Source organism: Lapidilactobacillus luobeiensis (genome assembly GCF_024345205.1).
Taxonomy (GTDB): Bacteria; Bacillota; Bacilli; order Lactobacillales; family Lactobacillaceae; genus Lapidilactobacillus; species Lapidilactobacillus luobeiensis.
Genome location: NZ_BROC01000024.1, coordinates 25,208 through 45,937 on the forward strand (window position 1 = coordinate 25,208; position 20,730 = coordinate 45,937).

Annotated in this window: 23 protein-coding genes; 1 reads left to right on the plus strand and 22 read right to left on the minus strand. The window is 47.9% G+C overall.

Annotation, left to right across the window (positions count from 1 at the left end):
- Positions 1 to 3: 3 nt before the first annotated feature.
- The 20 genes from yidD to OCU21_RS08470 form a co-directional block, all read right to left on the minus strand.
- The gene (yidD, locus tag OCU21_RS08375) at positions 4 to 309 is read right to left on the minus strand and encodes a membrane protein insertion efficiency factor YidD (RefSeq protein ID WP_261806960.1); all 306 of its coding nucleotides are present in this window, start codon (positions 307 to 309) and stop codon (positions 4 to 6) included.
- A 19-nt stretch (positions 310 to 328) separates the two neighbouring features.
- The gene (locus tag OCU21_RS08380) at positions 329 to 514 is read right to left on the minus strand and encodes a DNA-directed RNA polymerase subunit beta (protein WP_261806961.1); all 186 of its coding nucleotides are present in this window, start codon (positions 512 to 514) and stop codon (positions 329 to 331) included.
- 14 nt (positions 515 to 528) lie between these two features.
- Positions 529 to 1,518, minus strand: coding sequence for a rod shape-determining protein (locus OCU21_RS08385; protein ID WP_261806962.1), 990 nt, complete (start codon positions 1,516 to 1,518; stop codon positions 529 to 531).
- Positions 1,519 to 1,829: 311 nt separating this feature from the next.
- Complete coding sequence (murA, locus tag OCU21_RS08390; RefSeq protein WP_261806963.1) at positions 1,830 to 3,131, minus strand: UDP-N-acetylglucosamine 1-carboxyvinyltransferase; 1,302 nt, start codon at positions 3,129 to 3,131, stop codon at positions 1,830 to 1,832.
- 18 nt (positions 3,132 to 3,149) lie between these two features.
- Positions 3,150 to 3,380 (minus strand): DUF1146 family protein, encoded by a 231-nt coding sequence (locus OCU21_RS08395; RefSeq protein ID WP_261806964.1) that lies wholly within the window; start codon positions 3,378 to 3,380, stop codon positions 3,150 to 3,152.
- Positions 3,381 to 3,483: 103 nt separating this feature from the next.
- Positions 3,484 to 4,140, minus strand: a complete 657-nt coding sequence (locus OCU21_RS08400) for a DUF6198 family protein (RefSeq protein ID WP_261806965.1) — start codon at positions 4,138 to 4,140, stop codon at positions 3,484 to 3,486.
- Positions 4,141 to 4,291: 151 nt separating this feature from the next.
- Positions 4,292 to 4,729: a F0F1 ATP synthase subunit epsilon gene (locus tag OCU21_RS08405; RefSeq protein WP_261806966.1), complete on the minus strand. Its 438-nt coding sequence runs from the start codon at positions 4,727 to 4,729 to the stop codon at positions 4,292 to 4,294.
- A 13-nt stretch (positions 4,730 to 4,742) separates the two neighbouring features.
- On the minus strand, positions 4,743 to 6,158 hold the full coding sequence (gene atpD / locus OCU21_RS08410; protein ID WP_261806967.1) for a F0F1 ATP synthase subunit beta: 1,416 nt from the start codon (positions 6,156 to 6,158) through the stop codon (positions 4,743 to 4,745).
- A gap of 28 nt (positions 6,159 to 6,186) precedes the next feature.
- Positions 6,187 to 7,119, minus strand: coding sequence for a F0F1 ATP synthase subunit gamma (locus OCU21_RS08415; RefSeq protein WP_261806968.1), 933 nt, complete (start codon positions 7,117 to 7,119; stop codon positions 6,187 to 6,189).
- A gap of 54 nt (positions 7,120 to 7,173) precedes the next feature.
- The gene (gene atpA / locus OCU21_RS08420; protein ID WP_309297206.1) at positions 7,174 to 8,685 is read right to left on the minus strand and encodes a F0F1 ATP synthase subunit alpha; all 1,512 of its coding nucleotides are present in this window, start codon (positions 8,683 to 8,685) and stop codon (positions 7,174 to 7,176) included.
- A 29-nt stretch (positions 8,686 to 8,714) separates the two neighbouring features.
- On the minus strand, positions 8,715 to 9,272 hold the full coding sequence (gene atpH / locus OCU21_RS08425; RefSeq protein WP_261806970.1) for an ATP synthase F1 subunit delta: 558 nt from the start codon (positions 9,270 to 9,272) through the stop codon (positions 8,715 to 8,717).
- On the minus strand, positions 9,253 to 9,783 hold the full coding sequence (atpF, locus tag OCU21_RS08430) for a F0F1 ATP synthase subunit B (protein ID WP_261806971.1): 531 nt from the start codon (positions 9,781 to 9,783) through the stop codon (positions 9,253 to 9,255). The genes atpH and atpF overlap by 20 nt, the downstream gene beginning before the upstream one ends.
- Positions 9,784 to 9,834: 51 nt before the next feature.
- Entirely contained in the window at positions 9,835 to 10,050 is a 216-nt protein-coding gene (gene atpE, locus OCU21_RS08435; RefSeq protein ID WP_261806972.1) for a F0F1 ATP synthase subunit C, read from the minus strand.
- Between the two features lie 30 nt (positions 10,051 to 10,080).
- Positions 10,081 to 10,800, minus strand: a complete 720-nt coding sequence (atpB, locus tag OCU21_RS08440) for a F0F1 ATP synthase subunit A (protein WP_261806973.1) — start codon at positions 10,798 to 10,800, stop codon at positions 10,081 to 10,083.
- A gap of 167 nt (positions 10,801 to 10,967) precedes the next feature.
- On the minus strand, positions 10,968 to 11,597 hold the full coding sequence (upp, locus tag OCU21_RS08445; protein ID WP_261806974.1) for a uracil phosphoribosyltransferase: 630 nt from the start codon (positions 11,595 to 11,597) through the stop codon (positions 10,968 to 10,970).
- 68 nt (positions 11,598 to 11,665) lie between these two features.
- Positions 11,666 to 12,904, minus strand: coding sequence for a serine hydroxymethyltransferase (gene glyA / locus OCU21_RS08450; protein WP_309297207.1), 1,239 nt, complete (start codon positions 12,902 to 12,904; stop codon positions 11,666 to 11,668).
- 1,002 nt (positions 12,905 to 13,906) lie between these two features.
- A complete protein-coding gene (locus OCU21_RS08455) occupies positions 13,907 to 14,950 on the minus strand; it encodes an L-threonylcarbamoyladenylate synthase (protein WP_261806976.1) in 1,044 nt (347 codons plus the stop codon).
- A gap of 75 nt (positions 14,951 to 15,025) precedes the next feature.
- A complete protein-coding gene (prmC, locus tag OCU21_RS08460) occupies positions 15,026 to 15,898 on the minus strand; it encodes a peptide chain release factor N(5)-glutamine methyltransferase (protein ID WP_261806977.1) in 873 nt (290 codons plus the stop codon).
- Complete coding sequence (gene prfA / locus OCU21_RS08465) at positions 15,876 to 16,973, minus strand: peptide chain release factor 1 (RefSeq protein WP_261806978.1); 1,098 nt, start codon at positions 16,971 to 16,973, stop codon at positions 15,876 to 15,878. Before prfA ends, prmC begins: the two co-directional genes overlap by 23 nt.
- 60 nt (positions 16,974 to 17,033) lie before the next feature.
- A complete protein-coding gene (locus OCU21_RS08470; RefSeq protein ID WP_261806979.1) occupies positions 17,034 to 17,621 on the minus strand; it encodes a thymidine kinase in 588 nt (195 codons plus the stop codon).
- A gap of 431 nt (positions 17,622 to 18,052) precedes the next feature.
- Here OCU21_RS08470 and OCU21_RS08475 point away from each other — a divergent pair, with 431 nt between their 5' ends.
- Positions 18,053 to 19,396: a Mur ligase family protein gene (locus OCU21_RS08475; protein ID WP_261806980.1), complete on the plus strand. Its 1,344-nt coding sequence runs from the start codon at positions 18,053 to 18,055 to the stop codon at positions 19,394 to 19,396.
- Positions 19,397 to 19,399: 3 nt separating this feature from the next.
- Here OCU21_RS08475 and OCU21_RS08480 read toward each other — a convergent pair whose 3' ends face one another.
- Positions 19,400 to 20,407, minus strand: a complete 1,008-nt coding sequence (locus OCU21_RS08480) for a serine hydrolase domain-containing protein (protein WP_261806981.1) — start codon at positions 20,405 to 20,407, stop codon at positions 19,400 to 19,402.
- A gap of 43 nt (positions 20,408 to 20,450) precedes the next feature.
- Positions 20,451 to 20,730, minus strand: a 280-nt coding sequence (locus OCU21_RS08485; RefSeq protein ID WP_261806982.1) for a hypothetical protein, incomplete at its 5' end; no start/stop codon positions are given.

A 20,730-nucleotide genomic window follows, 5' to 3' on the forward strand; every position in this document is an offset into this window, starting at 1 on the left:
ACGCTACTCCTTTGACTGCATTTTGTCAGGGTGAAATTTCGCCGCGATGATCTCATCCTCAAATAGTTCTGGATGAGGGTGGCGCCGCAAACTAAAGTGATCAGGGACTGGATCGAAGCCACCACGAACGAAGGGATTACACCGCAGGATCCGGGCGATCCCCATCAGTGTTCCCTTTAACGCGCCGTGTTGCGTCAACGCCGTCACCATATAACTAGAACAAGTGGGATAATAGCGACAATGCGGCCGTGATAATGGCGAGATATATCGCTGATAAAAGCGCACCAAGCCGATCAGAAATCGCCGCATAACGTCACTCCCTTCAAAACTAACGTAAAAAGTCTAACACATGCTGCCAAGTTTGGGGCGAAAAGACCTGAAAAGGATTTCCTTTTCCAGAGATCCCGTAGCCGATCACACTCCCCACCAGTAGCGCGATCACCATGATCAAAAGGGTGATTCCGATATAGCGCAAGCCTGAAAACACATGTTTTTTATCTACTCTAAATTTCAATCAAATCACTCCGCCTAGTGCTGTTGATGATGGGCAATATTATCCAGTAACATTCCCGTGCCTAACGCAACAGAATCTAGCGGATTCTCCGCTAATACGACTGGGACCTTCAATTGGTCAGAGAACAAACGATCGATCCCCTTCAAAAGCGCGCCGCCACCAGTCAACATGATCCCACGATCAATAATATCAGCGGACAATTCTGGTGGGGTCTGTTCCAGCACTTCCTTAGCCGCCGCGACGATGTTCATCAAGCTTTCGTGCAAAGCTTGTTCGACTTCGATCGCGTCGATCGTGATCTCCTTAGGCAGACCGTCTACTAAGTCACGACCGCGAACTTCTAATGTCGCATCTTCTTCCGGTTCATAAGCAGTGCCGATCTGTTTCTTGATCGTCTCCGCTGTTCGTTCCCCGATCAAAAGATTATGTTTCTGTTTAACGTAGTTCACAATGGCCGCGTCCATTTTGTCCCCGGCCTGTCGCAAAGAGCGGCTAGTCACGACTTCACCCATGGAGAGGACTGCGATATCACTGGTCCCGCCACCGATATCGATCACCATATTGCCTTGTGGTTTGAAAATATCCATGCCGGCGCCTACTGCGGCCACTTTTGGTTCCAACTCCAAATAAACATTGTTGCCCCCAGCAGCTTGGGCCGCCTGAACGATCGCCTTCTGTTCAACAGAAGTGATATTAGTCGGGCAGCAGATCAAAATGTTCAATTTTGACATGAATGACTTCGCGTTCAATTTATTGATGAAATAAGTCAACATCGCCTCGGTAATATCAAAATCAGCGATCACGCCGTCTTTCAATGGACGGATCGCGCGGATATTCCCCGGTGTCCGTCCGACCATTTTATAAGCGTCCTCGCCAACGGCAACGACACTGCCATTCGTGGTATCAATGGCCACGACGGATGGTTCGTTCAAAACAATGCCCTTTCCCCGTACATTGATCAAAACATTCGCAGTCCCCAGATCGACCCCGATATCTTTAGCCATAATTGTTGCTCCTCTCGCTATTCACTGAAAAATTATATCACATTTATGAAGTCCAACCAAGACGCCAACGGCAGCCAGCGTCAAAGTTTAGAGAATATTCAGAATTGTCACGACGATCATGCTCGCCGCTTGAAACTGACCGTTCTGGACCTTGATCTTTATGGGCGACCAGCCCTTGGATAAATCTTACTTGATTAGCGCAAAATAATGACCAGCCCGCCAAAAACGGGCGTTAGAGTCCTATTGGCTCACGCCCGATCAGTTTATCCTGTTATTTAGATGATTTTATTTGTCCCACTTTGTCGATCAGCTCACAGCGCATTCAAAATTGGCCGCTCTTCGCCGTTCTCATCCACATCACTGCGGCGGATATCAGCGCCAAGACGACTTAATTTCTGATGCAACAAATAATAGCCCCGATCCAAATATTGCAACTGGCCGACTCTTGTCTCGCCTTCAGCGACTAAACCAGCCAAGACTAACGCCGCCGCCGCGCGCAGATCCGTCGCCTCAACTTGGGCCCCGCGCAGATCGGCTTTGCCATGCAACAATAAGGTATTGCCTTCGATCTCAAAATCAGCGTTCATTCGGCGCAATTCGTTCATATGCATGAACCGATTTTCGAAGACGGTCTCATTCATCACGCTGACCCCATCAGCCATCAATTGCGCCACAGTCATCTGTGGTTGTAGATCCGTGGGAAAGCCAGGATGAGGCAAAGTCTTAACATTGACCGGCCGTAAATGCGTTGGCCCCTCGACCAAAATACCGTCATCACGTTCGGTGATCGTCACACCCATCTCGGTCAATTTTGAGATCAAGGGACGATTATGATGACCGATCGCGTTTTTGATCAAGACCTTGCCGTGAGTGATCGCCGCCGCGACCATCATCGTGCCCGCCTCGATCCGATCTTGAACGACCTGATGGCTAGTACCGTGAAGGCTTTTCACACCAACGATCTTGATCGTCTCAGTCCCGGCACCACTGATGTGAGCGCCCATTTCACTAAGCATGATCGCCAAATCAACGATCTCCGGTTCACGGGCAGCATTTTCAATAAAAGTGGTCCCTTCCGCCAAAGTCGCCGCCAACATAATATTTTCTGTGGCGCCAACGCTAGGAAAGTCCAAATAAATATCCGCGCCGATCAATTTGGTCGCGCGCGCTTCGATATAACCGCCATTTTGGGTGATCCGCGCCCCTAATTGTCGCAAGCCTTTTAGATGCAAGTCGATCGGCCGGGAACCGATCGCGCAACCACCTGGCATTGCTACCTTCGCCACACCCAGCCGTGCCAATAATGGTCCCAAAACAATGATCGAGGCCCGCATCTGCGAGACTAATTCAAAAGGCGCTTCATGGGTCAAACTACCACTGGCATCGATCTGTAACTTTTGTTGAGTCTGATCAAAACCAACTTGGGCCGCCAAAGACTCCAAAACCGAGGTCATGGTGAAAACATCAGCCAAGATCGGTACGTCCTCGATCTCTGTGACCCCACTTGTCGCCAATAGACTGGCCGCCATGATCGGTAGAATGGCATTTTTCGCGCCATCGATCATGACGGTACCTTCAAGCCGATGACCGCCATGAATAATGATCTCTTCCATAAAAACTCCTTATTTAGCTTAAAGTCCAAAGAAAATAGAACTCAGATTGTTGATGATCGATAGTAGGAAAGAACTCCCGCCAAAACCAATGGCGATCGCCAATAAGAGACGGAGTAACCGTGCTTTGCCTTCTTGATGGCTGTGTAGAAAAACATCGAAACGAATCACGTCGAGTACCTGATAGCTCAAATAGATAAACGCTAAGTGACACAAGATCGTAAATAATGCTGTTATTGTTACCGAACTCATGATGTGCCTCCTATTTAGTTATACATCTCAGTCTATCATATTTAAGCGGCGATCAGCGTTTTTTTTACTCTTTTTCAAGTAAACTCATTTACAGCTGTCATCATCAAAATGAATAATGATGTTTCAATGAAGGCACGATATGCCGATCCGACCAACCGATCACAAAGCCTTGGATCGTCAATGCCAAAAGCGTCCCGATCCCGATCGTCGTCAACTGACCGGTGATCAACCAGCATCCCAGCATCACCAAGACCGGCGGCGTATAACTGATCAATTGACCCCAACCAGCAGAACCGTGAAGATATTGGAAACGTAAGAGATAGGCCAATTCGTCATTAGGATGTTGGATCACATTAGCACGTTGATAGATCGAAACACCAACGGCTACCCCAAATAATCCAGTTAAATTCACGAGCAGACGCAGGGGTAAAGGCAATTGGTCCAATTGTAAAGGCTGATACAACCAGGCGAAGAAATTGACCAAATAACTAAATGGTAATGAGAAAATCAAATTTGAAATGAACATCCGAGCATCAAAGCGCCGCAATAGAAATTGATTCGCGATCGTGACCAACAATGCATAACCAAACAAAGTCGTGCCATAAGAAATATGTAAGGCGTCGGCTAAATTGACCCCCGATGCTGTCCATACTGCACTGCCAAGATTACTATTGATCATCAAGGCGTTCGCCGCCGCGTCCAGAACTAAACCTAATACTAGAAATCCCAATCGTTTTTTGAAACTAATTTGTGCTTGCACGCCCAAACCTACCCTATTTATTTTCAGTCGTTTATCTTGCTCGGCTCTCGTCAAAAACAAACATTCGAATAGGTTCAGTTTACCCTATTTGCGCCCATAAAAAAAGGTCGAGCAAGCTCGACCTTAAAACAAAACGATTTGACATCACTATCTAAAAGCGACGATGTTTTGAGACATTGATCCGGTTGATCGCCCGATTCAAAGCAACTTGGGCACGTTGCACTTCATCGATATCATGCTGCGCTTCTGCAGCCTTGATTTCTTTTTGGGCCCGTTCGCGCGCAGTTTCGGCCCGTTTCAGGTCGATATCCCGCGCACGTTCCGCGCTATCCGCAACGATCGAAGCAACGTTATCATTGACCTCAAGGAAACCACCATTGACTGCGACCGCATCTTCATGATCAGGGTTGTCCGTGCGTTTGACCCGAACTTCCCCAATTTTCAAAGGCGCGATGATCGGTTCGTGGTTCGCCATGATCCCTAGATCACCGTCAACGGCGCAGGCCACTAACATAGTTGCATGGTGATCGTAGACCAAACCATCTGGCGTTACAATATTAACTGTCAACACTTTCTGTGAAGTTGCCATTGCTCACGCCTCCTTAATTTGCTTGATGATGATAGCCCATCTTGGCGGCCTTAGCGACCGCGTCTTCGATCTTACCAACATTACGGAAAGCATCTTCAGGCAAATCATCATATTGACCATCAAGAATCGCTTTGAAACCAGCAACTGTATCTTTAACAGGAACATAAGCACCTAGTTGACCAGTAAAGGCTTCAGCAACGAAGAAGTTTTGCGAAAGGAAGAATTGGATCTTCCGCGCCCGCGCGACTAAGATCTTCTCATCATCAGATAACTCATCCATCCCTAAGATCGAGATGATATCCTGTAATTCACGATATCGCTGTAAAACATGCTGGACTTGAGTCGCAACTTGGTAGTGCTCCTGACCAACGATCTGTGGATCCAGACCGCTTGAAGAAGACTCCAACGGATCCACAGCTGGGTAGATCCCTTGTTCAACCAACTTACGTTCCAAGTTCGTCGTTGCGTCCAAATGGGCGAACGCAGTCGCTGGCGCTGGGTCAGTGTAGTCATCGGCAGGAACATAGATCGCTTGGATCGAGGTAACGGAACCCTTCTTCGTCGAAGTGATCCGCTCCTGCAATTGGCCCATTTCTGTCGCCAATGTTGGCTGATAACCAACGGCTGACGGCATCCGACCTAGTAACGCCGAAACTTCAGAACCAGCTTGAGTAAACCGGAAAATATTGTCAATAAACAACAGGACGTCCTGACCTTCAACATCACGGAAGTATTCCGCGATCGTTAAACCAGTCAAAGCGACCCGCATCCGGGCACCAGGCGGCTCGTTCATCTGACCAAACACCATGGCTGTTTTCTCCAGAACACCAGAACCCTTCATTTCAAAATAAAGGTCGTTCCCTTCACGTGTCCGTTCACCAACACCGGTAAAGACGGAGATCCCACCATGTTCTTCGGCAATATTATGAATCAACTCTTGGATTAAGACAGTCTTACCTACGCCGGCACCGCCGAACAAGCCGACTTTACCACCACGAATGTAAGGTGCCAATAGATCAATGACTTTGATCCCTGTTTCCAAAATATCAGAACTCGTACTTAACTCTTCAAACTTAGGCGCTTCTCGATGAATACTATCACGACGGAAATCAGGTGCGAATTTCGGTCCTGAGTCGATCGTCTCGCCCAGAACGTTGAAAACACGACCTAATGTTTCCTTACCAACAGGAACAGAGATCGGCGCGCCAGTATCGGCAACTTCCATTCCCCGCTGCAAACCATCGGTGGATTCCATCGCAATCGTCCGCATTACGCCATCACCCAATTCAAGGGCGACTTCCAAAACAACGGTCGTCTCGTCATTTTTCGTTACTTTTAATGCAGAATTGATATCAGGTAACCCTTCATCGAGGGGAAACTCAACGTCAACAACTGGTCCAATAACTTGAACAATATGACCAACACTCATGCGTTTTAATTCCTCCCATCTTTTATGATTATTCTAATGCAGCAGCACCGCCAACGATCTCGGTGATTTCCGTAGTGATCTGGGCCTGACGAGCACGGTTCAACTGTGTCGACAAGTCGCGGATCAGATCATTGGCGTTATCGGTCGCGCTCTTCATGGCGGTCATTGACGAAGCATGCTCCGCCGTTTTCGCGTCCATGATCGCGCCGAAGATCAAACTCTCCGCATACTGAGGCAAAATGGCGTTCAACGCAACATCAACAGAAGGATCTGCTAAATATTCCGTCGCGGCGTCATCATTGACCTTGTCCGTATCTAAATCAGTGATCGGCAACATTTTCTCCGCCCGAAACGCTGACGACAATGAATTGACATGGTGATTGTAACAAACATATAATTCGTCAAAAACCCCATCATCAAACATCGTCACCATCGTTTTAACGATCTCCCGGACCTCGTTAAAGGTCGGAACATCGCTGACGCCACGATACTCATAAGCGAGTTGGACGTCACGAGCCTTGAAAAACTCTGCGCCCATCCCACCGACAGCCATCACGGCGTATTCGTTGGGATCTTTGTGATCAGATAAAATATCCATCACAGAACGCAAAATATTGCTATTGTAACCACCGACCAGACCCCGATCACTGGTAATGACCAGATAACCAGTTTTCTTGACTGGCCGTTCGACCAGAAGATTACTTAATGAAAGTACATCCTCTTCGGTAGTCCCGGTTTTGCTTTGAGCGTGCTGACGCATCACTGCAAGTTCTAAAACCTTATTAGCAGCAAGATGGGTGACGATTTCCCGAATTTTTTTGGCATAGATTTGATAATTCTTTGATTTATCTTCCAGCTTGATCAATTTCGCCCCGGAGACCATCTGCATCGCGCTGGTGATCTGTCCGGTCTTTTTGGTCGAAATGATCCGCCGTTTGATATCGATCAATGATTCAGCCAATTACTTCACCACTCCTTTGCTCACTAAATCGAAAATCCAATATTCCTATTCCAACTAATTAGCAGATGGGGTAAAGCCTTCAGCGAAGGCCTTGATCGCGCTATCCATTTTAGCTTCGTCAGGAAGATTGCCAGTTGTCTTGATCTCATTCAATAAGTCTTCATGATTACTATCAAAATTAGCAAACAGCTCGTCTTGATACCGCTGGATATCGTCAACGGGCACGCTATCCAAGAAACCATGAGTCAAGGAATAGAGGATGACAACTTGCTTTTCGACAGGCAATGGTTTGTGTAATGGTTGTTTCAAGACCTCGACTGTCCGGCGACCACGATTCAGTTTGGCCTGAGTCGCTTCGTCAAGATCAGATCCGAATTGAGCGAAAGATTCCAATTCACGATAAGAAGCTAAGTCCACCCGCAATGTCCCGGCAACTTTCTTCATCGCTTTGATCTGAGCTGCGCCCCCGACCCGTGATACTGAGTTACCAGCATCCATGGCCGGACGAGTGCCCGAATAGAATAAATCACTTTCCAAGAAGATCTGACCATCGGTGATCGAGATCACGTTAGTCGGAATATAAGCAGAAATATCCCCAGCCTGAGTTTCGATGATCGGCAAGGCAGTCATTGAACCACCACCTAATTCATCGCTCAACTTAGCCGCACGTTCAAGTAAACGTGAATGTAAGTAGAAAATATCCCCAGGATAGGCTTCACGACCAGGCGGACGACGGAGCAGCAAGGATATTTCCCGATAAGCGGACGCTTGCTTGCTTAAATCATCAAAAATGATCAAAACATGCTTGCCCCGATACATGAAATCTTCGCCCATCGCGGAACCCGCATATGGCGCGATATAGAGCATCGGCGCTGGTTCACTAGGGCCTGCGACAACGACTGTCGTGTAGTCCATAGCGCCAAACGAACGTAATGTTTCCACTTGCGCACGAACAGTCGACTGTTTCTGACCGATCGCCACATAAATACAGATCGTATCCTGACCCTTTTGGTTCAAGATCGTATCGATCGCAATCGAAGTCTTACCAGTCTTCCGGTCACCAATGATCAACTCACGCTGACCACGACCGATCGGAACTAAAGCGTCGATCGTCTTCAAACCAGTTTGTAACGGTTGATCAACAGATTGCCGTTGCATCACCCCAGGTGCGGGGCTTTCAATTGGTCGTGTCCGTTCCGTGTGGATCGGACCTGCACCATCGACCGGTTGACCCAAAGGATTGACGACCCGTCCGATCATTTCGTCCCCAACAGGAACTTCCATGATCCGACCTGTCCGCTTAACTGTATCGCCTTCACGGATATCATCGAACTTACCTAAGACGATGATCCCGACATCATTGGCTTCCAAGTTCTGGGCGATCCCGTAAGAGCCGTTGGAGAATTGGAGCAACTCGCTGGCCATAACATTGTCAAGGCCATGCGCGCGCGCAATCCCATCACCAACATACGTGACTGTGCCGATCTCTTCAACTTTGAGTTGATCTTGATAATTTGCTAATTGTTGTTTAATTAATGCGCTAATTTCTTCAGCTTTGATGCTCAACCGATTCACCTCACTTTTTCTCTCATAGCTTATCTAAGTGGCTGAGCTAATAACGCCCGCATTTGTTGCAATTTCGTCCGAATACTGCCATCGATCCGCCGACCTTCAGCTTCAACGATGACCCCGCCGATCAAATCAGGATCAACGGTATTCGTTACTTGGGCGCTTTTTCCATTAAAACGTTGTAAATAGGCTTGACCGATCTGTTGACGTTGCTCTTGCGATAGAGCTGTCGCGCTGACCGCGTGGATCAATACACGACCGTGAGTAGCATCGTAGAGCCGTTCAAACTCCGCGATGATCAAGTCGAGATCATTCATACGACCATAATCAAAGACCAAATGCAAGAAATCTTGCGTGATCTGTGAAAAAGGCTGTGCCAGCGTCGTCAAAAGCTGGGTCTGTTCCGCATTGGAAACTGACGCCAATGACATGACCGTCAGAAAGTCCGGCGAAGCTTGCAAAACTTGCTTGATGACCATCAATTCTTGATAAGTCGTGTCAAGTCGTGCCTGCTCCTCACTGTACTCAAAAAGCGCTTTGGCATAACGTTTGCCTACTGAAAATTTATTTAGTTTCATCGGCATTCGTCAACCCCTTAATGTAAGCGTCGATCAATGTCTGTTGATCTGTGGCATCTAAGTCCTTTTTGATCAGTGATTCCGCAATATCGATCGCGATCTGTCCCACTTGAGCGCGGGCACTATTGAGCGCTTCGGTCCGAACTTGATCCGCATCTGAATGCGCCTTGTCCTTGACATGTGCAGCCTCGGTCTGGGCGTCAGAAACGATCTGATCACGACGCTTTTCACCATTTTCTTTTGCGGTATTTACAATCTGGATTGCTTCAGCTTTAGAGTTCTTTAATTCTGCTTGGCGTTTTGCGGCCATTTCTTCAGCTTTTGCACGTGAATCAGCTGCACCATCAAGATCATCGGAGATTTTTTTCTGCCGATCATCCATCATCTTAACAACTGGTTTCCAAGCAAAAATCTTGAGCAAAATCAGTAATAGAATAAAAGCTATGATCAGAACAAGCGAGTCGCCCAAACTACCATCTTGGGTAGCCTTGGCAGCAATAATTAATCCATTTGCCATGAACAACGCTCCCTCCTAATCTAATAAAAAACGTCTCTTGCAGTTTGTTTATCAGACAAAAAGGATGATGAAGGCAACAACGACTGCTAAGATAGGAACCGCTTCGATCAAGGCAACACCAATGATCATCGTGCTCCGGATCTCACCAGCGATCTCGGGTTGGCGAGCCATACTTTCAATAGCTTTAGAAATAACCTTTGAGTTACCATAGGCAGTAGCTAAGGCAGCAAGACCTGCGGCAATAGCAGCAGCGACATATTTAGTCATTTTGTAAATTCCTCCTAGTTTGTTAAAACTTTATTCTCGGGTAATTTTACGCGAGAAGTAAACACAAGTCAGAGTGGCGAAGATATAAGCTTGCACCGCACCGATAAAGACAGAGAACCCTTGCCAAATCATCATCATTGGAATCGCCGCGACAGTCCCAAGTATGCCAGACAAGCCAGCACCTTGAGTCATCATGACTAATAATCCAATCAATACTTCACCAGCAAAAATATTACCGTAAAGACGTAATGATAAAGTCAGGAAATTGGTAAACTCTTCAATCAAGTTCATCGGTAACATGAACCCGACCGGACGAGCGAAATTGCCTAGATATCCTTTGAGACCATATTTCTCCGCACCATAGTAGTGTGCTAAAACCAAGGACATCAAAGCGAGTGGCATCGTCACCATTGGGTCAGCCGTTGGTGATTTTGTGAAAGTAAAGCCATTGACTTTGATTTCAAGAAACAATCCTAAGACGTTCGAAACGAGCAAGAATAGGAATAAAACAAAAATATAGAAGTAAAACGGTTTGCCCTCATCACCAGGCATAATGGATTTAACGATACCATTACTAAAATCAATCAAATACTCTAACACATTTTGGCGTTTACCCGGCCTCATCGTTAACTTCCGTGATAGGAAGAAAACAAGGAAGAAGACTACCAGTGCCGTTAAAATGATTGAAAGGCAGTTGGCCACATTAAATGTAAGTCCTAAAAAAGTTAGGTATTGATATTTATTCTCCAAAGCGCGCCTCCTTCCCAACATTCTATGAATCCCGGCAAGTCAAGCTTGACGGTAATACTGTGTTCAGCCTCTAAACCATGTTCAGAAAACACAACCTTCATACTACCACCAGCAAAAATAAAATTCAAAGAAAAGTTGGACTTGTAAGGGCTTTATCGAACAAAGCCTTATTTTGTGCCGAATAGACGGTCCCCGGCATCACCAAGTCCTGGGGTGATATATCCAGTTTCCGTTAATTTATCATCCAAAGCCGCCGCGTAAATATCTACATCAGGATGGGCATCCTGAACGGCTTTTACCCCTTCAGGCGCCGCGACCAAAACAACTAAACGCATACTTTTAGCACCGCGGGCTTTTAAAGCTTCGATAGCCATATTCGCGGAACCGCCTGTTGCCAGCATTGGATCGACGATAAACAAGATACGCTGATCGATATCAGGTGGCATCTTAACGAAATACTCATGTGGTTCCAAAGTCTTCTCATCACGATACATCCCGATATGACCAACTTTTGCTGCTGGGATCAATTCCAAAACACCGTCGACCATGCCTAAGCCGGCGCGGAGGATCGGAACGACAGCCAGTTTTTTACCAGCCAATTGTTTTTGCACGGTTTTTCCCATTGGTGTTTCGATCTCAACATCAGTCAAGGGCAGATCGCGGGTGATCTCATAGACCATCAATTCCGCTATCTCGTTGGCCACCTCACGAAAAACCTTTGTACCCGTCGACTTATCACGAATGATCGTTAACTTGTGTTGAATCAACGGATGATTCAAAACCGTAAACTTTCCCATACTTTTGCCACCTTTCAATTTTTAAATCATATCAATGATAAGCTAGTTAGCCATAAATATCTACCTGCTTAGCCCCAATTTATCGGAAAACTTTCAGCAAAAGCATTGATCTCCTGATGTAACCGATTGATTGCCTGTGGCTCGTCACGTTTTTTCAAAACTTCAAGGATAAAAGTAGCGACTTGGCGAGCATCAGCTTCCTTCATTCCTCGCGTCGTGATCGCCGGTGTCCCGATCCGGATCCCCGAAGTTTTGAATGGGCCATTCTGTTCAAAGGGGATCGTGTTCTTATTCAACGTGATCTGAACCGAGTCCATCAACTCTTGAATATCCCGACCGAACAAACCTGTCCCCGTCACATCCAATAACAACAAGTGATTGTCAGTCCCACCAGAAACCAAACGCAACGTTGGATCCGCGTTAAAGACCGCTGCCATGGCCTGCGCGTTCTTGATGATCTGGGCCGCGTAATCTTTAAACTCTGGCTGCAGATCCTCTCCAAACGCGATCGCTTTGGCGGCGATCACGTGCTCCAATGGGCCACCTTGAGTCCCGGGGAAAACTGCCGAATTGAGTTTCTTGGCATATTTTGCTTTGGCCAGGATCAAACCACCTCGAGGCCCCCGTAAAGTCTTATGTGTCGTGGACGTCACCACATCACAATAAGGCACTGGATTAGGATGTACCCCAGCCGCGACCAGTCCGGCGATATGCGCCATGTCGACCATCAATAATGCGCCGACTTCATCGGCGATCCGGCGAAATTCCGCAAAGTCGATCGTCCGACTGTAAGCTGAAGCGCCGGCGACGATCAATTTAGGCCGCACTTTTTTGGCCTGGGCCATGATCGCTTCATAATCCAATTGCTCAGTCTCAGGATCGACCCCATAACTATGGAATTCATAAGTCTGACCACTAAAATTGACCGGTGAACCATGCGTCAAGTGACCACCCGCGGTCAGATCCATTCCTAAAACACGATCACCCGGCTGTAACAAGGCGCGGTAAGTCGCCTCATTTGCTTGCGAACCGGAATGGGGTTGCACATTCGCGTACTCAGCACCAAACAATTTTTTTGCGCGCGCGATCGCGATCTCCTCGACCTGATCGATATACTCACAGCCACCATAAAAGCGATGGCCAGGATACCCTTCCGCATATTTATTAGTTAACACACTGCCTTGCGCGTACCGGACCGCCTCAGAAACCACATTTTCTGAAGCAATCAGCTCGATATTCTGTCGCTGGCGTTGCTCTTCACGATGAATCGCCGCCCAAACTTCTTGATCTTTTTCAATAAAATCCAAACGCAACCCCTCCTTGTAATTCATATTATACCGATTTCCTTAAATAAGCGAAAGAAAAGGAACCAACGAACAAACGCTCGTTGGTCCCTGCTAAACTGCTGATGGCTATACTGTTCTAATATTGGCCGCGGTCTGCGTTGCATGTGGCGGGTGGGCTCGCTGTGGGCGGCTGTCTCTTTCTAATGTTGGCCGCGGTCTGCGTTGCGTGTAGCGGGCAAGCTCGCTGTGGGCGCTGTTTTAAGCCTCGCTTTGCGAGTCTTAAAATCAGGCCTTGGTCTAAGTGGCACAGCCACTAAGACCAATTTCACGGCGATCTCACCCGCCACACTCCACTCCGCCCGCTCAACCGTTTGAAGCAGATCAAGCTGCCACGCCATAGTGCCTGCTCGTGCAAACTGACAAATCTCACCGCATTTGACGACCTTGTCTAGTGGTCACAATTTCGTACAGATAGTGACATCGTAACAATCGACTTGATGATCGCCAGCAACTCCGGTCAAACAGCTGACAGGCCTTTTCACACAAAATGAAATAGCCTCATTTTGACTGCCACACTAGCAAAAGCACTTTATTAACTGCTTCGCCAAGATTGCAGCTAGGCGCAATTCTGCCTAGCAACCGCCTCAGGGCGTGTGGCTCTATCCAGAGTGCGAGCCGACCTGGGCAGCTTCTGAGCATTAGCCTAGCTCTTATTTTGGAAGCGTCACTTGCTTCCAGAATAAGAGCGTAGCTAAGCGGAAGAAGCTAGGTCAGCGAACACGTTTCAGCAGTGAAATTTGTCTTTGTGGCTTTGCCACTTAGACAAAGACCTGATTTTGAGACAATTCGGTCTTTGAATTGGCTCAAAACAGCGTCCACTGCGTTCTAGCCACCAAAAACGCCCTGAGGCGGTTGCGTCACCACCAAACCCAACCACACCTGCAATCAAGCGAAGTAGCAAGTGCACTTTTCAAATCGATTCAAATCTGCAAGCAAGCCAAGACCCACAAACTTAACCGCCGTTTACTTCCCAACTGGATCAAAAGCAAAAAACTGCCCGCCAGCGGACTTCTTCAAGCGATTCATGTAAGCAATCCCCAACCCATTTTCAGGGACACCGGCTGCCAGGATCGTTTTGATCTCAGGTCGGTCATCAAAATCCCGCAGACCGGCAAAAAGTTCTTGGGCCGCTTGTTGCAGATCATCACCTAGCGCGAAAGTCGTCACTTCAGGAACATGATAACCTGCTGCCGCTATTTGTTGTAATTGGTCATCAAAGGCCAACACGCCTAAGGACCCGGTCGCTTTTGGCAAAGTGGCCTGAACTGCTGCAACGAAATCGAGCGCCGGCGCGACGATCAGAACTTGTGCATTAGGCGCATAATGTTTGTACTTCATGCCTGGCGCTTTCGGGATCTCGTTTGCGGCAACATGATGTTGTTCGGTTTCGACCTCACCCAAGATCGGGGTCAGCGCTGACGCGGTAATATAGCCTGGCCGTAAAACTGCCGCCGGTTGTACGCTGAGATCGACCACGGTGGACTCTAAGCCGACCTTTGTGGGACCATCATCTAAGATCCCAGCGATTTTTCCGGCCAGATCGTGATAAACATGTTGTGCGGTCGTTGGGCTGGGCTTCCCTGAAGTATTCGCTGAGGGTCCAACAATGGGGATCCCAGTTTCTTGGATCAAGGTCAGGGTCGCTTGATTATCGGGCATGCGAAAAGCCGCAGTAGTCAGGCCGCCGGTCACGACTGCCAAGAGGCTATCTGGTCGCAGGGGTAAAATGATCGTCAACGGACCAGGCCAAAAACGCGTCATCAATTGTTGCGCTAAAGCATTAGGTCGTGCGTAGCGCCAAACCATCTCTGGTGAGGCCACATGCACGATCAAGGGGTTGTCACTAGGTCGGCCCTTGGCTAAATAAACATTTTTAACGGCGGTCTCATTATTGATCACCGCGCCTAAACCATAAACCGTTTCTGTGGGGAAGGCCACCAGCTGCCCTTGCCGCAATAGCGCTGCTGCCGCCGCGATCTTCTCGTGGTCAAAAATTTTTGTTTCCATTATATAGTCGTCTCGTTTCATTAAATTCTAATCTATCGACTGATTTTCTTAATCTGCCGCTAAAAAACGCCATAATCATTTTAACCTAGGTGACATACTCGCCTGCGGGCCGATCTGGGCCATGCGTGGCCAACCAGCCAGATCGCGGCGGATCACTACCGGGCGTGCTGGTTGAATCGCTTCAAAGAGTTGTTGGATCGCCGGCGCTTGTTGATAACCGAACTCTAAAAATAACGCGCCGGGCGCAGTCAAATGGGCTGAAACGTCAGCGGCGATCCGTTGATAAAGGGCCAGCCCATCATTTTCAGCATAAAGCGCCAGCGCTGGCTCAAAATGTTTGACCGAGTAATCCATCACGTTTTCCTCGTGATGACTGATATACGGTGGATTGCTGATGATCACATCAAAAGCCGGCTGCTGGGCCACTGCCGCGAACAAGTCGCCTTGAACGAAATTTACAGGCAGTTGCCAGCGCTGACCATTAGCTTGAGCTACCCGTAAAGCCTCGGTGCTAAGGTCGCTGGCCCAGATCTCCGCTTGCGGAAAACGTTGCTGTAAAGCTAAAGCGATCGCGCCACTGCCAGTGCCCAGATCCAAGATCCGCGGTTGCTGGAATCTTTCGGCAAAATCACCAGCCCACGCGACCAATTCTTCCGTTTCTTGCCGGGGGATCAACGTTGCTGGGGTGACCTGTAATTTTAAGCCGGCAAACCAAGCGTGCCCCAACAAGTATTGTGCTGGTTCACCCGTTAATAATGCTTGGACATCTTGCTGGAATCGTTGCCAAACTGCTGGCGGCATGGGTTCCCGTTCGTGAAACGACAGGTCCGTTTTGCGCCAATCCTGACGCTCTAAAAGAACATATTCGGCGCCGTAGTCATCAAGTTTTTTTCCCTTCAGCAACAAAAAAGCCCAGTTAAGGGCCTTATAGTATGTTGGTGTTGTCATCAGTGATTTGCTCCAACTTCTTGGTCTGATCAGACACGATCAAAGCGTCGATGATCTCATCCAACTCCCCATTCATGATCCGATCCAACTTGTTCAATGACAGACCGATGCGGTGATCTGTGACCCGATTTTGGGGATAGTTATAAGTCCGGATCCGTTCCGAACGGTCACCGGTCCCCACCGCTGATTTACGGCTGGCATCATATTCACTTTGATTTTCACTTTCATAAAAATCATAGACTCGGGAGCGCAAGATCTGCATCGCCTTTTCCCGGTTTTGTTGCTGAGAACGTTGATCCTGCATGGCGACGACGATCCCTGTTGGCAAATGGGTCATCCGGACCGCAGATGAGGTTTTGTTGATATGCTGGCCACCAGCACCTGAAGAACGGTAAACATCGACCCGGATATCCTTGGGGTCGATCTCCAAGTCAACTGAATCATATTCTGGCATGACCGCCACCGTGGCCGTCGACGTGTGCACCCGTCCTTGAGATTCTGTTTCCGGTACCCGTTGAACTCGGTGGGCCCCATTCTCATATTTCAGCTTGGAGTAAACATTGGTCCCCGTGATCATCGCCGCGACTTCTTTATAGCCACCAACTTCAGTCCGATTCTCATCAATGAGCTCAAATTGCCAACCTTGTCGTTCTGCGTAACGATGATACATGTTCAATAAATCGCCAGCAAAAAGAGACGCCTCATCACCACCGGCCGCGCCCCGGATCTCCATGATAATATTTTTATCGTCATTAGGGTCTGTGGGCAACATCAATAACATGATCTCGTGCTCAAGATTTTCCCGTTCTGTCGTCAATTCCGCCAATTCTTCTTTGGCCAGATCGGTCAATTCTTTATCATTGCTCTCACGGATCAGATCATTATTATCCGCGATCTCCTTGATGACTTCTTTATAACGCTGATATTTATTGACGATCTCCGTCATTCCCGCTGATTCCTTGGACACTTCCAAGTAGCGTTTCGTATTACCGATAACTTCCGGATCCGCCATCATTTCAGTTAATTCTTCATACCGTAACAACAGTCCATCTAACTGAGCTAGGATCTTATCCATTTAATCCACCTGTTCCATTCTTTCAAAAAAAACTAAAACTTACTTAGTAGCGCGACACTGTCAATCGAGCACATTCTGACTAAGATCAGGATGATAGTAATGTTGCCGACAAACTGGGTAATAGGACTCGTTACCGCCGATCTGGACTTGTTCGCCGTGATAGATCGGCTGACCATCATGCACCCGAAGATTCATCGTTGCCTTCCGCGAGCAAAACCAACAAATCGTTTTGATCTCCTCGATCTTATCCGCGTAAAGCAATAAATAACGCGAACCATCAAACAATTCGTTACGGAAATCATTTTTCAAGCCAAAAGTCATCACAGGGATATTCAATTGATCGACCACTTGCGCCGCTTCATAAACGTGATGCTTCTCCAAAAATTGCGCCTCGTCGATCAACACACAAGCCGCGTTCGGATTGATTGCTTTAACCGTCTCGAAAATATTCGTTTCCGGAAAGATCGGCTCAGCCTTGCGCTTCAAACCAATACGACTAGCCACATAACCGACCCCATCTCGAGAATCGATCCCACTGGTCAGAAGGATCACAGATTTATGTTCTTCCTCATAGTTGTGAGCAACTTTCAAGATCTCGATCGTCTTACCAGAGTTCATTGCGCCATAGCGAAAGAATAGCTGTGCCATTTGTCTACCTCCCAAAATACATTCCGCTTTTTAGTATAACCGATTCTCCGTCAATTGCCCAATAAAAGTTACGGCCTAATGCTAGTGATCCCGTTTAAATGCTGCGTCTGATCCACTGATCCCACTGTTTAAAAATCCGCAAAATCAGCGCGGTCGAAAATCCGGATCTTGATTTGTGATCAGTCAGCACCCCAATAAAGTTCTAACAAATACGCCACCGCTTACGATCGAGGAATTTTCTAACGCATATTTGTTGTGTTCCCATCAAATATGCTAAAATAAATCCAGACTCACTTTCATCAGGTCACCAGCATGTTGGCGTCATTGCGGTACTCGTGATCACCCCAATGCTCGCGCTGGCGATCAAATAGCAAATCACCAACGCTGATCACAAAACAAATATCAACAGTTATTCTAAACGAGGTAAGAAAATGTCATTAAAGACGGTTTTGGCCAAATTTCTTGGTCGCAGTAGTTACTGGTTTTTACACACTTTTCGTGGTGGTGGTAGTTCACTGCCCGGCAAGATCGCATTGAAGATCGATCCTGAATTCCTGCGCAGTTTTAGTGAGAGTTATGATGTGATCATCGTCACGGGTACTAATGGCAAGACGATGACCACTTCCCTACTCACTAAGATCCTTGAGCAGGAGTATGGTTCTATTTTGACTAATCCTAGCGGCTCCAACATGGTCCAAGGAATCGTGACCGCCTTTCTCTCCGCCAAAAAACCGGCTGGTCGCGCACTAGCGGTCCTTGAAGTCGATGAGGCTAACGTGGCGCCGATCTGTGCGCAACTAACCCCTAAAGCATTCATTTTGACCAATATTTTTCGCGATCAAATGGATCGTTATGGCGAGATCTATACGACCTACCAAAAAATCATTGATGGGGTCAAACTAGCGCCGGAAGCGACCCTGATCGTCAATGGCGATGCTGCGATCTTTAATGATCAGAAACTACCCAATCCGGTGATCTATTATGGGTTTGCCAATGATGATCTTGACGCGGATCTGCGTGCTAGCTTCAATTCTGATGGGGTCTTATGCCCCATTTGCCAACATATCCTGCACTATCACAGTATTACCTACGCAAATTTAGGCGACTATTTCTGTCCTAATTGCGGCTTTCAGCGACCAGAACTGACTGATCAAGTAACGGCGGTCCAAGAGCTCCGGCCTAATTTCTCCAAATTCATGATCAATGGTACACCTTTCAAGATCCATGTCGGTGGGATGTACAATATTTATAACGCCTTGGCCGCATACAGCGCGGCGACCTATTTAGGCGTAGCACCGAACGAAATCGTACAGGCGCTACGCCACGATGAACAGGTTTTTGGTCGTCAAGAGGTCATCAAACTAAATGGTAAGCACGCGACGATCATTTTAGTAAAAAATCCTGTGGGCCTGAATCAAGTCTTCGATTTGATCAAAACTGATCCGGATCCTTTCTCTCTTGGTTTTCTACTAAATGCTAATCCGGCGGATGGGCGGGATACCAGTTGGATCTGGGATGGCGAATTTGAAGAACTGCCTTTCGCCACGATTCCTGACATCCTTGTGGGCGGTGAACGTCAAGCCGACATCAAATTACGTTTCGAGGTCGCCAACGCATCTACGGCCCAGATCAAAGAAAGCCAGTCCCTAAGTGATTTTGTCACCAAGGCTGGCCAAGTCCCCAATGAGAAGATCTATATTTTGACCACCTACACAGCTATGTTAGCGCTTCGGAAACTACTCGCTGAACAAGGTGTGATCGCCGCTGGTTATTAATAGCTAAGTCCGCGGTAACTCTTGAATAAAACTCTGAACGATCACTTCGCGCTGTTGCAAGAAGCGGTCGTTTTTTTGAATGGGATGAACGCGATTGCTCAAGACGATCAACGCCTGTTGCCGCGCCAGATCCAATAGTAAAAAGGTCCCCGTAAACCCGGTATGAAACAGCAAGCGATGCCCATCACGCTGATCTTGACGCAGATCCCAAGCTAAGGAACGCCGTAAATGTTGGCGGGTCCAATCTTGACACAAACTCTGCCGCCACTGCGAACTGATCACATTGGGCAGATCCGGTCGCTGACCCAAATACCATTGGCTAAACGTGATCAAATCGGATAACGGCGCGAATAGACCTGCAGAACCACAATGTTCGCCCAATTGCCGCGCCTTAGGGTCATGAACCACCCCCTGTCGCAAACTACCCTGAGTATAGGTCGTGGGCACACAATCAATCGCGCTGGGTGTGAACGTGCTACTAAAAAGTTGTAACGGCGCTAGGACCCGCTGACTGATCACCGTCTGCACCGCAACTCCAGTGATTGCTTCAATGATCCAACCTAAATAAAGAAACCCCACATCGGTGTAAACCACTCTTCGCTCAAAAGTTGCCGTCACTGGTAAACTTAAGAGCGCTCGCTTTAACGCCACACCATCAAGTTGATCACGGTACGGGATAAAGCCATGGATCCCTGAAGTGTGGGTCAATAAATGCTGGACTTGGACCCGCCCATCTGTAAATTCTGGCAAAAAACGTTGAACAGGATCGGTCAATTTCAAGTCACCTTGTTCAACTAATTGAAAAATGACCGTGGCGGTCCCGACCACTTTGGTCAAGCTGGCCAGATCGTAAAGTAACCCTGGCGTCAATGGTTCCGGCGTCGGCAGCCATCGCCGCTGGCCGCGGACCTCAACGCTGACATGCTGATGGTCGATCAGGGCATAGCTGATGCCTGGGACGATTTTAGCGCTGACTAATTCATTTAAGCGTTTGCTTGTTTGAGGATACACTTGCTAGACCTCGTTCTTTCTTGATTTGATAGGCGGTTCTAGTTTAACACAAAATCATGGTGAGCTTGCTGTGCTTCTGCTCTTGCATCTTGGCCGTCACTGCCACCGCGCGATTCAGAGGTAATTTGCTGTGACAAGTATAACGTTCTAATCTTGGCCGCGGTCTGCGTTGCGTGTGGCGGGTGAGCTCGCTGTGGGCATCACTTTGAGCTTCGCAAAGTGCGCGAATCCCAAAGCTGAGCCTTGGTCTAAGTGGCACAGCCACTAAGACCAATTTCACGGCGATCTTACCCGCCACACTCCACTCCGCCCGCTCAACCGTT